The sequence below is a fragment of the Aeromonas sp. D3 genome (assembly GCF_027705025.1).
Taxonomy (GTDB): Bacteria; Pseudomonadota; Gammaproteobacteria; order Enterobacterales; family Aeromonadaceae; genus Aeromonas; species Aeromonas salmonicida.
Window position 1 is genome coordinate 1 of record NZ_JAPDBE010000031.1, and the last position, 12,866, is coordinate 12,866.

Annotated in this window: 10 protein-coding genes; 6 read left to right on the top strand and 4 right to left on the bottom strand. The window is 57.5% G+C overall.

Features of this window, described 5'->3' with window-relative positions:
- On the bottom strand, positions 1-266 hold a 266-nt coding region (locus OKC28_RS16320; RefSeq protein WP_270690356.1), incomplete at its 3' end, for a hypothetical protein.
- Complete coding sequence (locus OKC28_RS16325) at positions 266-757, bottom strand: cell division inhibitor SulA (RefSeq protein WP_099993470.1); 492 nt, start codon at positions 755-757, stop codon at positions 266-268. The genes OKC28_RS16320 and OKC28_RS16325, both read right to left, overlap by 1 nt.
- Positions 758-780: 23 nt before the next feature.
- Between OKC28_RS16325 and OKC28_RS16330 the strand changes: the two genes are divergently transcribed.
- From OKC28_RS16330 to OKC28_RS16340, 3 genes are all read left to right on the top strand, one after another.
- Positions 781-987 (top strand): hypothetical protein, encoded by a 207-nt coding sequence (locus OKC28_RS16330; protein ID WP_256688262.1) that lies wholly within the window; start codon positions 781-783, stop codon positions 985-987.
- 2 nt (positions 988-989) lie between these two features.
- Positions 990-1,187, top strand: coding sequence for a DUF4250 domain-containing protein (locus OKC28_RS16335; RefSeq protein WP_005311031.1), 198 nt, complete (start codon positions 990-992; stop codon positions 1,185-1,187).
- Between the two features lie 387 nt (positions 1,188-1,574).
- The gene (locus OKC28_RS16340; RefSeq protein WP_256688263.1) at positions 1,575-4,052 is read left to right on the top strand and encodes a glycogen/starch/alpha-glucan phosphorylase; all 2,478 of its coding nucleotides are present in this window, start codon (positions 1,575-1,577) and stop codon (positions 4,050-4,052) included.
- A gap of 65 nt (positions 4,053-4,117) precedes the next feature.
- Here the strand turns inward: OKC28_RS16340 and OKC28_RS16345 are convergent, their stop codons facing one another.
- Together OKC28_RS16345 and trxC are read right to left on the bottom strand one after the other, a co-directional pair.
- Complete coding sequence (locus OKC28_RS16345) at positions 4,118-5,503, bottom strand: SLC13 family permease (RefSeq protein ID WP_256688264.1); 1,386 nt, start codon at positions 5,501-5,503, stop codon at positions 4,118-4,120.
- A 157-nt stretch (positions 5,504-5,660) separates the two neighbouring features.
- Positions 5,661-6,095, bottom strand: a complete 435-nt coding sequence (trxC, locus tag OKC28_RS16350; protein ID WP_034523445.1) for a thioredoxin TrxC — start codon at positions 6,093-6,095, stop codon at positions 5,661-5,663.
- Positions 6,096-6,236: 141 nt separating this feature from the next.
- On the opposite strand from trxC, the gene OKC28_RS16355 reads away from it, so the two are divergent.
- The 3 genes from OKC28_RS16355 (at position 6,237) to OKC28_RS16365 (ending at position 12,744) form a co-directional block, all read left to right on the top strand.
- Positions 6,237-9,038, top strand: coding sequence for a response regulator (locus tag OKC28_RS16355; protein ID WP_096119589.1), 2,802 nt, complete (start codon positions 6,237-6,239; stop codon positions 9,036-9,038).
- A gap of 141 nt (positions 9,039-9,179) precedes the next feature.
- Positions 9,180-10,916 carry an ABC transporter transmembrane domain-containing protein gene (locus OKC28_RS16360; RefSeq protein ID WP_256688265.1) on the top strand — a complete coding sequence of 579 codons (1,737 nt, stop codon included), beginning with the start codon at positions 9,180-9,182 and terminating at the stop codon, positions 10,914-10,916.
- 76 nt (positions 10,917-10,992) lie between these two features.
- Positions 10,993-12,744 carry an ABC transporter transmembrane domain-containing protein gene (locus OKC28_RS16365; protein WP_270690364.1) on the top strand — a complete coding sequence of 584 codons (1,752 nt, stop codon included), beginning with the start codon at positions 10,993-10,995 and terminating at the stop codon, positions 12,742-12,744.
- Positions 12,745-12,866 lie beyond the last annotated feature (122 nt).

A 12,866-nucleotide genomic window follows, 5' to 3' on the forward strand; every position in this document is an offset into this window, starting at 1 on the left:
TGAAGCCAAGGCCACAGAAATACAGTGTAAAAAAAGCCAATAAAAACAATGCCAGTCAGGCTTAACTGACTGGCATTAACCTCAGGGTCGCCTTTTTCTATCGCCCCGCAGGTTGGCGTTGGTACTGGTTCAGGTGCACAGACCAGACGGGTCACTTCTGCTTGGTCACTCTTCGATTGCCCTTTTCTGGCGCTCTTGCCTGATCCCTTCTCCCCTTGGTCCATTTCTTCACGGCGATTCCGAGTCTCCAGGCTGTTCTGGACCATCAGTGGTTGAGGTAGACATCCTGTCCGCCGTAGGCCAGCGGGCCGCTGTGCACGGGGAGTAGCGTTCCTGCAGGCTCGAAAAAGCGGGTCAGCACCCCGAAGCGTTGCCCCAGTTTGCTCAGCTTGACGCGATCCAGCGAAACCTGTGCAGGCAGCCAGGTCAAGACGGCTGCGCAGTGACCATTGCCCAGACTCTGCTCCAGCATTAGCTGCCAGTTCTTGATCTTGGGGCTGTGAACCACCAGCACCCGAGCGGGGTTGATCCCCTGAGCCTGCAGCTGTTTGGCCACTGGCAGGCCTGGCGGGGCAATCAGCAGGATCCAGCCCGTGTCGCCATGGCTCAACCTCACCAGCTCATCAAGCAATGGCAGCTCATCGTTGGCAGGCGCGGTGTGGCACGCTTCTTCCACCTTGCTTTGATGGCGGGTTGGCCAGGGATTGCTCATGCTGACAGACGCGGCGAAAGGGAGGTGACTCATGGGCTGGCTCATATGTTTGTCCTGTATGGATAACCATGCTGTATGTGCATACAGTAGTTGCAACTCAGGTCAGTGACAAGCCATTTATGGCCAAAAATGTGATCAAGCTGGCAGGGGATGAACTCATATTATTGATTGTAAAAGATATTTTATTTTTACCGGGGCGCTTGTTTTTTAGGCTGTGGACAAAGCGGGAGGTGGCGCCCATGGTTATACAGTATCTGGATGAAGAGGAGAGATGAAGATGGACGTCAGTACCTTGCAACGGCTGGATGCCAATATCCTGCTCGGGATCATCAATGAAAAGCTGCGCCTGGAGTGTGATGGCCTGGAGGAGCTACTGGCTTATTACGACATGACGGAGGATCAACTGGCGACCCGGTTAATGCAGATAGGCTATCACTACGACCCCATGAGCAATCAGTTCAAGGCCCATGGTTGAAGGGGAGTCGATCGTCGTCATCGGGGGGCCAATCTTGCTTTATGAACAGCGCACATTGAAATCGTTTTCAATGTGCGCTGAATTTTCAGTTATTTTCATGGATTTTCAGTACTTGGCAATGATTGAAAACCTATTCACGGATTTATATTTGCATTTATTTGTTAAGTTGCTGATTTTAAATGAAATTAGCATTCCTGATTAATAAGTTTCAGGAAAGGGTTTTCAAGCTTGAACTGTCATTTTTATACGTTAAAGTGTGACTTGCGTTAACTTTTAAACTATCGGCTTTAGCTAGTATGCCCACGCCGGAACATATTCTGAGATAACAACAGCACCGGTCCCTGATGGGATAACAATTTTATTATTCTGTAACGAAGGAAATGGTTTATGGCTACCAAGAAGAAGACAGACCAGGATCTCCAACTGGATAAAGATCAGCTCAAGGCGAGTATCGTGCATCACCTGCGTTCTACCTTGGGTACAAGCGAACAGAAAGCCTCGCCAGAAGCGTGGTGGAAAGCGACCGCAGCCGCCGTCAACGAACAGGTGTACGAGCGCCTGACCCGTACTCAGCAGACTCATTTCAAGAAAGATACTCGTGCGATTCACTATCTCTCTGCTGAATTTCTGATGGGGCGTTTGACCTCCAACAACCTGCACAACCTCTCCCTGTACAAAGTGTGTGAAGAGGCGCTGGGTGAACTCGGTCTGGAACTGACCGATTTGTGTGAACAAGAGCCGGACATGGCGCTCGGCAACGGCGGCCTGGGTCGTCTGGCCGCCTGTTTCATCGACTCCCTGGCCACCCTGAACTACCCGGCTGTCGGTTATGGCATCCATTACGAGCACGGCCTGTTCCGTCAGGAGATTAAGGATGGTCGCCAGATCGAACGCCCGGACTCCTGGCGTGAATATGGCAATCCCTGGGAGATCTGCCGCCCGGAATCTGTGCAGGAGATCCCGCTCTACGGCTATGTGGAAACCGTGTTCGGCGACAAGGGGGGCCTGAAGAAGGTATGGCACGCAGGCCGCAAGATCAAAGGGGTGCCTTGGGATATCCCTGTGGTGGGCTTTGGCGGTCACACCGTCAATATCCTGCGTCTGTGGGAATCCCGCGCCTCCGAGTTTTTCGACTGGGACGTGTTCAACGCCGGTGGTTACATCGATTCCCAGGCTGAAAAAGCCCAGGCCGAAACCATCTCCAAGGTGCTCTACCCGAATGATGAAACAGATGCGGGCAAAGAGCTGCGCCTGATCCAGCAGTACTTCTTCTGTGCCTGCTCCATCAAGGACATCATGCGCCGCTACAAGCGGGTGCATGGCAGTGACTTCAGCAATTTTGCCGCGCAAATTGCCATTCAGCTCAACGATACCCACCCGACCGTAGCTATCCCTGAGCTGATGCGGGTGCTGGTGGATGAGGAAGACTTGAACTGGGATGCCGCCTGGGCCATCTGCTATCGGGTCTTCTCCTACACCAACCATACCCTGCTGCCGGAAGCGCTGGAGAAGTGGTCCGTCAGCCTGTTTGAGAAGGTGCTGCCCCGTCACCTGGAAGTCATTTACGAGATCAATGCCCGCTTCCTGAGCGATCTGGTCGAACCCAAGTGGCCAGGCAACGATGGCATCAAGGCCAAGCTCTCCATCATCGAAGAAGGGGATGTACGCAAGGTGCGCATGGGCAACCTGTGCGTGATCGGTTCGTCCAAGGTGAACGGTGTGGCCGAGATCCACTCCAAGCTGGTGAAAGAGGATCTCTTCCCCGAGTTCGCCGAGCTGTGGCCAGAGAAGATGTGCAACGTTACCAACGGCGTGACCCCACGTCGCTGGCTGCTGGCCTGCAACCCCGAGCTGGCCGAGCTCTATAACGAAGTGGTGGGCAAAGAGTGGCCGCTGCAGCTCGACAAGCTGCGCGCCGTCACCAAGTTTGCCGACGACAAGGCATTCCAGCAGCAGTTCATGACCATCAAGCGTCATAACAAGGAGAAACTGGTCAAGGTCATCAAGGCCGAAACCGGCATCGATGTGAGTGCCGAGGCGATCTTCGACGTCCAGATCAAGCGTCTGCACGAGTACAAGCGCCAACAGCTGAACCTCATCCATATCATGGCGCTCTACCGTCGTCTGCTGGCGAATCCTGACTATGACATGCACCCGCGCGTGTTCATCTTCGGCTCCAAGGCGGCGCCCGGTTACAAGCTGGCCAAGGATATCATCTACGCCATCAACAAGCTGGCAGAGCGGGTCAACAACGATGCTCGCATCCAGGGCAAGCTGAAAGTGGTGTTCATGCCGAACTACCGCGTGAGTCTGGCCGAGAAGCTGATCCCGGCGGCCGATGTCTCCGAGCAGATCTCCACTGCCGGTTACGAAGCCTCCGGTACCGGCAACATGAAGATGGCACTGAACGGCGCCATCACCATAGGCACGCTGGATGGGGCCAATATCGAGATCGCGGAAGAGGCGGGTGCCGAAAACTGCGCCATCTTCGGTCTGAACGTGGATGAGGTGAAGTCTCTGAAGGCGCGCGGCTACAACCCGTACGATTTCTACTATGCCAACTCCGAGCTCAAGGCCGTACTGGATTGGTTCGACACCGACTATTTCACGCCGGGCAAGCCGGGGGAACTCTCCTCCATCAAGCGCTCCTTGCTGGAAGGGGGCGATCCCTACCTGACCCTGGCCGATTTTGCTTCCTACTCCGATGCGCACAAGCTCATCGATACCTGGTACCGGGATCCGGCGCTGTGGGCGAAGAAGGCCATCATCAATTCGGCTACCATGGGCAAGTTCAACTCGGACCGTTCCATCCAGGACTACGTGGATCGGATCTGGAACCTGAAGAGCTGCAACGTACAAGGTTGATAACTTCTTGATATGAAAAAGCCCTCGCAATGCGAGGGCTTTTTGTTTCAAGGGCCACTTGGGGATCAGAGAATGTCGCCTACAAAGTAGGCCAGGACCGCCAGTAGAATGACAAAGACAATGTTGAGGGCCATCCCGGATTTCATCATCTCCTTCTGGCGGATATGACCGCTGGCGAAGACGATGGCGTTGGGTGGGGTGGCAACCGGCAGCATGAAAGCGCAGGAAGCACCTATGGCGATCAACACGGCCATGACGACAGGAGAAACCCCCAGGGCTTCGGCAACACCGGCAAACAGCGGGATGAGCAGGGCGGCGGTGGCGGTGTTGGAGACCAGTTCGGTCAGGAACACCACGAATGCCGCCAGCATCAGCAGAATGATGAAGATATTGGCATCGGCCAATACGGCCGACAGGTGACTGGCCAGGAAGGCACTGGTACCGGTTGCCTTGAGAATGGCACTCAGGGTCAGGCCACCACCAAACAACATCAGCACGCCCCAGTCGGTGTTCTGATTGATGTCATCCCAGCTGGCGACCCGGCTGACGGCGATGGCAATGATGGCACCCATGGCGATCAGGGTGTCAAATTGCGGGATGCCCCCCAGTGCCTTGGCAATGGGTTGAGAGCCGATCCAGAGTACGACCGTAGTCAGGAAGATAGCCAGGGTTACCTTGCGCTCGCGGGTCCAGTTGATGGTGACATCCTGGATCTCCACTCTGTGGTTGAGCTGCGGACGCGTCACCAGATAGAGCAGGGCAATGCCGCAAGGCATCAGGATCAGCACCACAGGCACACCAAACTTCATCCAGTCGGTAAAGCCAATTCCCATCTGGGCGGCGGCGATGGCATTGGGTGGGCTGCCGACCAGGGTGCCGATGCCGCCTATGCTGGCGCTATAGGCGATACCCAGCAGCACGAAGACGAAGGTGGCACGATCCTGCTGGCTGTCGAGACGCGCCAGCATGCCAATGGCCAGCGGCAGCATCATGGCGGTGGTTGCCGTGTTGCTGATCCACATGGACATGGCCGCCGTGATGGTAAACAGCAGTATGACACCCCAACCCAGATGGCCATTGGCCAGGTGCATTACCTTGCCTGCCATCAGGGTATCCAGCCCCTGCTTGGAGAGGGCGGCTGCGAGGGCGAAACCACCGAAAAACAGGAACAGGATGGGGTTGGCAAAGTCGGTGAGGGATTTGCCCATATCAAACACCCCGAGCACTGTGGCCAGCAGGGGCACCAGCAGCGCCGTGATGGTGACGTGCAGGGCTTCGGTCAGCCAGAGAATGGCGATGAAGACCAGGATCCCCAGCCCCTTGTTGACCATGGGATCAAACGGCAGCCAGGCCAGCATGGCACAGAGCAACAGCACATCCAGGATGACAATCCCGGATTTGATGTCCAGCCAGCGAGATGGAGTAGTCGAGGGTACAGCCGATGTGTGCATATTGTTCTCTCGGTTAATTTATGGTTGTTGTTGTGTTGCCGAGATTACAATTATTCCCCTGTTTGAAACAGGGGAAAGTCGTCAAACCATGCCGGGACTCACAGAGTCAAATCGGCAAGAAACACTTAAAAACAAAAATTAAACAATTATTTATCATTTAAGGCTGAATGACGGAGGTCACCCACTCCTTGAACAGGCTCTTGGGCAGAGAGCCGCTGCGTTGTGCCACCATCTTGCCCTGCTTGAATATCATCAGGGTGGGAATGCTGCGGATGGCGTAACGGGCTGCGATGGCAGCTTGTTGTTCCGTGTCGACTTTGACAAAACGGAAGTTGGGCTCAAGCTCGCTGGCAACTTGCTGAAAAATTGGTGAAAATTGTAAGCATGGTCCGCACCAGCTGGCCCAGAAGTCCACCACGACAGGAAGGTCGGATTGGATCAGGGTATCGAATTGATCCTCACGGCCGATGACAGGGGTGGTGCCAAACAGCGAGGACTTGCAGCGGCCACATTTCGCATTTGAATCCATTTTTTCGGCGGGCAGGCGGTTTCTGGTGAAGCAATGGCTACAATATGTAGTGATAAATGACATAATTGATTCCTGTAAGCATAAGCCCTGCAACATCTTTATTGCACTGACAGGGCAGAGTAACGGTAACATAGCAGTCAGTTATCTTTCACAGCCAGTGGTCCGTTGGCGGATACACGGTCATGACATGAGAATCGAGACGGGATGAATAATGTGACACGGGTCAATCGTGTTGTCCTGAGCCTGATCATCGTCGCGCTGCTGGCGTTTGCCGGCTATTGCTGGCAACTGCTCAGCCAGCAACACAAGGCCTCCGAGCTGAGTGTGGCAGCGGAATTGATCCTCAATCGGGTTAATACCGACACTATTTATCTGCTGGGGCGCGAGAAAGCCAATGACGGCAATGTACAGCAGCGCCTCAACCAGTTGTCGAGCAACCTGGACAGCTTCGTGCGCCAGGTGCGCAACGATCCGGATACGGCCGATAGTCCCAACTCCCAATCTCTGCTGCACGATATCGACAGCTACCTGCTGGACCTGGCCAAGCTCTACTCCATGGAGATGGCCATCCAGTATATAGAGCAGCCTTTTCAGAAACAGCTCAATGCCTTGCTGGCGACCCTGCCTGCCAGCTCTGCGCTGGCCATTGATCTGGTCGAACTGGCGCAGCTCAGCCACTACCTCAAGCGCAGCTGGGACAGGGGCGAGCAACGACAACTGCAAGCGCTGCAGCAACGACTCAAGACCGCCTATCCCGAGTATCCCCAGGTGGCCGGGCTTGCCCAGTTGAGCGAGGACGTCAGCCGTCAGGTGGTGGATTACCATGTGTTGCGCAACCAGGTCATCGACATGCATGAGCTGGATGGCTTGTCGGTCTGGAAACAAAGCAAAATGGAGCAAGCCTCCTCCCTCAAGAGCCGTTTCTACCTGATGGTGCTCGCGGGTGCCATGGTTTGCTTCGCGCTGGTAGCGGTGACCCTGTGGCGTCGCAACCAGAAGTTGAGCGAGCTGTCACGCCAGACCGGCTTGCTGGCGCAGGCAAAAAGCGATTTTCTGGCCAACATGAGCCACGAGATCCGCACTCCCATGAATGCCATCATAGGTTTCAGTTCCCTGGCGCTGCAAACCGAGCTGGATCAGCAGCAGCGGGATTACCTCAGCAAGATAAAGTCTTCGTCAGATACCTTGCTGCTGCTCATCAACGACATTCTGGACTTGACCAAGGTGGAGTCCGGCAAGTTGACCCTGGAAGAGATCGATTTTGACTTGAGCGAGCAGATAGATTCGCTCGCCGGCATGTTTGCCGATCTGGCCGAGCGCAAGCAGGTCGAGGTCATCATCAACAAGTCCCCGGCCGTGCCCGATTTCCTGCGCGGCGATCCGCTGCGCCTGGGCCAGGTACTGGTCAATCTGGTCAACAACGCCATCAAGTTTACCGAGCGGGGCGAGGTGGAAGTGGCCATCACCCTGGTCAACCAGCATCCCATGCGGGTGCGTTTCAGCGTGCGGGATACCGGGATCGGCATCGCCGAGGATAAGCAGGACCAGCTGTTCCAGCCTTTCACCCAGCTGGAGGCGGGTAACACCCGCAAATATGGTGGATCAGGTCTTGGCCTCAATATCTCCCAGCGTCTGGTCGAACTGATGGGCGGGCAGATCACTGTGCAGAGCAAGCCGGGGTCCGGCTCTGTGTTCCAGTTCGAGATCCCCATGACCAAGGCGGTGTACGGGGTATCGGGCCGCCGGGTCTTTTTCGAGCATCAGCCGCTCATTCTGGTGATGGATGACAATGAACTGGTGCTGGACCTGGCCAAGGATATTCTCGGCCGGGCCGGTGTCAGGGTCGTGGCTGTCAACAGCCTCTCCCGGGCGCGTCAGTTATTGCGGGAAGAGGGGCAGAATATCCGGCTGGCCATTCTGGACTGGCGCATGGGGCAGGAGGATGGCCTGGATCTGGCCCTCGAAATGTACCAGCACAGCCAGTGGCGGCGACTGCCTATTCTGATGACCAGTGCCTGGGCCAAGGAGGGGCTGCACGGGCGGATGGAGAGCATGGGCCTAACCCATTTTCTACCCAAGCCCATGACCGAGAATTCCCTGCTGGCCAAGGTGGATGAGCTGCTCAATGGCAGCTCCCATGATCATCAGGTCCGCCAGGCCGAAGCCCAGGGAGATCAGCAGCACTTTCGTGAGCTGCTGCAAGGTGTCCGGGTCTTGCTGGCGGAGGACAACAGAGTCAACCAGCAACTCATCATCGAGTATTTGCGCCGGATCGATGCCGTGGTGACCGTGGTAGGTAACGGGCGTGAGGCGGTCGAACGGGTAGCCGAGCAGCCTTTTGACGTCATCCTGATGGATTTGCAGATGCCGGTACTCGATGGGTTGGATGCGACCCGCCAGATCCGCAAGATGGTCGACAAGCATGACGTGCCCATCATAGCGCTGACTGCCAGCGCCATGCCCGGTGACAGGGAGCGTTGCCTCGGTGTCGGCATGAACGGTTATGTCACCAAACCGGTCAGCAAGCTGGATCTCTACAACAACCTGTTGCAGTGGGTGAAGAGCGCCAGCGGCGAGCGCCGGATCCCGCTAGAGGTGAAACCCCCTGATCTGATGGGAGTACTGGATCTGGAAGATGCCCTCAAACGACTGGAGCAAGACAAGGAGGCGCTGCAAATCCTGTTCAAGCTGTTTATGTCCGAGCACAAGGATGATCTGTGGGAGATCCGCTCCGCCCTGCGTCGCCAGCAACCCGAAGTGGCCTGCCGTCTGTTGCATACCCTGAAGGGGGTGTCCGCCAATATCTCCGCTGCTCGCCTGCAGATCATGGCCGGTGATTTGGAGTGGCGACTGCGCCAGCAAGAGGAGTTGACCGAGCCGGATCTGGAGCAGCTGCAACAGGTATTCAGTCAGACCCGGGAGGAGGTGTCTCACTTTCTGCTGACCGGAGAGCAGCATGAATCACCATACAGCCCCGTGGGGCAGCGAGATGATCGCTTATTGTAGGGAGACAAATAGCAATAATTCTCAAGCCAGTCACTTCAGGCTATCATGACCCTCTCGTATCGCCCCCTTCTGGGGGCGATTGCATTACGTTTCCCCGTGACGGGCGGCAGCCTTGGGCTGGCCGCGACAAAGGACATCTACGTGAGCGTATTCTCAAGGCTGGGCTGGTTCTTCAAGGAGCAGTGGCGGCGTTATCTGATCGCCATCTCCTTGCTGATGATGGTGGCACTGTTGACCGTGATCCCGCCCAAAGTGGTGGGTTGGGTGGTGGATGGCATCGCCAAAGGTTCTCTCGACAACGACACCCTGATGGGCTATCTGGCGGGGCTGTTTGTGCTCGGTCTGCTCATTTATCTGCTGCGCTACGTATGGCGGGTCATGTTGTTTGGTGCCTCCTACCGGCTTGCCTATGTGCTGCGCAACCGACTGTTCAGCCACTTCACCCGCATGAGCCCCGATTTTTACCAGCGCCACCGCACCGGCGATCTGATGGCTCACGCCACCAACGATATCCAGGCGGTCGAGATGACAGCCGGGGAAGGGGTGCTGACCCTGGTGGACTCCATCATAGTCGGGGTGCTGGTGCTCTCCATCATGTGCAGCCAGTACTCCTGGCAGCTGACCCTGCTCTCCCTGCTGCCCCTGCCTGTGATGGCATTCTTCATGAACCGCTTCGGTACCCAGATCTACAAGGAGTTCAAGGCGGCGCAGGGGGCCTTCTCCCGTCTCAACAACAAGACCCAGGAGGCGCTCTCTGGCGTGCGGGTGCTCAAGTCTTATGCGGTTGAATCCCTGGAAGACAAGGGCTTTGCCGAACTGACCCGACAGGCGGGGGCGTGCAACATGGCGGTGGCCCGCATCGATGCCAAGTTCGACCCCGTCATCTACCTCTGTATCGGTTGCTCCTACTTTCTCGCCGTTGCCGGTGGCAGCGTGCTGGTGGTGCGTGACGAGCTGACGCTGGGGGAGCTCACCAGTTTCACCATGTATCTGGGTCAGCTCATCTGGCCCATGTTTGCCATCGCCTGGCTGTTCAACATCATAGAGCGGGGCAGCGCCGCCTATTCACGCATCGAGAGCATGCTGGCCGAGCGCAGCGATATCGAAGAGCCGACGGAGCCGGCGATGTTTGTCTCTCCCTTCCCGCTCCAGGCCAAGGGGGTGAGCTATCAGCTGGAGCAGCGCACCTTGCTGCGCAATATCGACTTCACCCTCCACAGCGGTGGCATGCTGGGGATCGTCGGGCGCACCGGGGCTGGCAAGAGCTCGCTGCTCAAGCTGTTGATGCGCCTTGCCAATCCCACGTCTGGTGAGCTCACCATGGGCGCAGTGCCCATAGCGCAGCTGGCCCTTGGCGATCTGCGCGGCCAGTTTGCCTATGTGCCCCAGGAGCCGTTTTTGTTCTCCACCACCATAGCGGCCAACATCGCCCTTGGCCGGCCCGATGCCAGCCAGGAGGAGATAGAGCGGGTGGCGCGCATCGCCTGTGTGCACGATGACATCTGCCGCTTCCCCAAGGGCTATGAGACCGACGTGGGGGAGAAGGGAGTGACCCTCTCCGGTGGTCAGAAACAGCGACTTTCCATTGCCCGCGCCCTGCTGTTGGCGGCACCTATCCTGGTGCTGGATGATGCCTTGTCGGCGGTGGATGCCCATACCGAGCAGCAGATACTGCAAGCGCTCAAGGCCCATAGACGCACGCTGATCCTGGTCAGTCATCGCATGACGGCAGTGGAGCAGGCCGACGAAATCCTGGTGCTGGAGCAGGGCCACATCAGCGAGCGGGGCCGCCATGGCGCCCTGATGGCCCACAACGGCTGGTATGCAGACATGGTTCGTTACCAGCGACTGGAACAAGATGTAGAGGAGAGTTTGTGAACCCGACCATTGAATGGCGACTGACTGCCTGGTTGCGCCCGTTACTCGCGTCTGAAACAAGATGTGGGGAGACGCTGTGAATCCAACGATCAAACGCCTGCTCGCTTATTGCGCCCGTTATCCTCGTTGGCTGGTTCAGGCGGGGATCTGCCTGCTGCTGGCCACCGGCGCCGAAGTGGCCGGCCCTCTGCTCATCAAGCTCTTTATTGATGACTATCTGGCACCCCGCCAGCTGGTGTGGCCTCCCATTGCCGCCATCGCGGCTGGGTATCTTGGCCTGCAAGTGCTCTCGGCGGCGGGTTTCTATCTGCAATCCCTGCGTTTCAACCGCATCGCCCAGGCTGTGGTGCAGACCTTGCGCGAGCAAGTGTTTGCCACCGCGATCCGGCTGCCGGCCCGCTACTTTGACCAACATCGCTCCGGCTCGCTTATTTCCCGCATCACCAACGACACAGAGGCCATCATGAACCTCTATGTGCAGGTGATCGGCCTGCTGGTACAAAAAGTGGTGCTGCTGTGCGGCATCCTTATCTCCATGGCCCTGCTGGATGTGCGGTTGATGCTGGTGTGCGCCTGCTTGCTGCCGGCAGTGGCGGCTGTGATGTGGCTCTACCAGAAATTGAGCGTGCCCGTGGTACGGGCGACCCGCAGCTTGCTCTCCGACATCAACAGCCGCCTCAATGAGTCGCTGCAGGGAATGCCGGTCATTCAGGCCATGGTGCAGGAGCGCCACTTTGCCAATGCTTTTGCCGAGGTGAACCAGCAGCACTGGTCGGCGCGCCTCAAGAGCCTCAAGATCAACGGCATACTGCTGCGCCCCCTTATCGACCTCTTCTACATGATGGTGTTGATCGGCCTGTTGGCCCTGTTTGCCCGCGAGGGCTTGAGTGCCGGTGGGGCCATCCAGGTGGGGGTACTCTATGCCTTCATCAGCTATCTGGGACGGATGATAGAGCCGCTCATCGAGATGACCAACCAGCTCAACCAGCTGCAACAGGCCATGGTGGCCGGGGAGCGGGTATTTGCCCTGCTCGACGAGTCGCGGGAGAGCACGGATGGCGAGACCCAGTCCCTGCAGGGGCGGGTCAGCTTTGACCAGGTGAGCTTCTCCTACGATGGCCAGCAACAGGTGCTGCGGGAGGTGAGCTTTGCCGCTCGCCCTGGCCAGATGCTGGCGCTGGTGGGTCACACCGGCAGTGGCAAGTCCACCATCATCAGCCTGTTGATGGGGTTTTATCCGCTGGATCAGGGCACCATCCGCTTCGATGATCATCCCATGGCTGAACTGTCGCTGGCGGCGGTGCGCCGCAGCATAGGTCTGGTGCAGCAGGATCCCTTTATCTTCGTTGGAACTTTGGCGGAAAACCTGCGGCTCGGCCGTGACGGCATCGATGAGGCACGGCTCTGGCAGGCATTGACCGAGGTGCAACTGGCGGATTTCGTGATGAGCCTGCCAGAGGGGATCAACACCCTGATGGAGGAGGGGGGCAAGAACCTCTCCGCCGGTCAGCGGCAGTTGCTCTCCTTCGCCCGTGCCCTGGTGGGGGATCCGCGCATCCTCATCCTGGATGAAGCCACCGCCAGCGTGGATTCCCAGACCGAGCTGGCGCTCTCCACGGCGCTGGCAGCAGCCCGCCGTGGCCGCACCACCATCGCCATCGCTCACCGGCTCTCGACCATAGTCGATGCCGACGAGATCCTGCTGCTTTCCCGCGGTCAGGTAAATGAGCGGGGCACCCACGGTGAGCTGATGACGCAGGGAGGACACTACGCCCAGCTGTTCGAGATGCAGAGTCAGGGGGCCTGGCTGGAAGAGAAACGGGCCTGATCGCAAGGCCCGTTGTAAAAAAGAGAGGGAGCCCGAGGGCTCCCTCTCTTTTTTTGTGTTCACCGACAAGCAGCAGAAGCGTGATCGGCAACCTTGTAGAGCAGGGTGGTTGCGTGGCAACA

What these genes read in the sequence shown, in the direction of transcription:
- OKC28_RS16325 (WP_099993470.1), bottom strand. Translation starts at nt 757, where the DNA reads ATGAGCCAGCCCATGAGTCACCTCCCTTTCGCCGCGTCTGTCAGCATG.
- OKC28_RS16330 (WP_256688262.1), top strand. Translation starts at nt 781, where the DNA reads ATGCTGTATGTGCATACAGTAGTTGCAACTCAGGTCAGTGACAAGCCA.
- OKC28_RS16335 (WP_005311031.1), top strand. Translation starts at nt 990, where the DNA reads ATGGACGTCAGTACCTTGCAACGGCTGGATGCCAATATCCTGCTCGGG.
- OKC28_RS16340 (WP_256688263.1), top strand. Translation starts at nt 1,575, where the DNA reads ATGGCTACCAAGAAGAAGACAGACCAGGATCTCCAACTGGATAAAGAT.
- OKC28_RS16345 (WP_256688264.1), bottom strand. Translation starts at nt 5,503, where the DNA reads ATGCACACATCGGCTGTACCCTCGACTACTCCATCTCGCTGGCTGGAC.
- trxC (WP_034523445.1), bottom strand. Translation starts at nt 6,095, where the DNA reads ATGTCATTTATCACTACATATTGTAGCCATTGCTTCACCAGAAACCGC.
- OKC28_RS16355 (WP_096119589.1), top strand. Translation starts at nt 6,237, where the DNA reads ATGAATAATGTGACACGGGTCAATCGTGTTGTCCTGAGCCTGATCATC.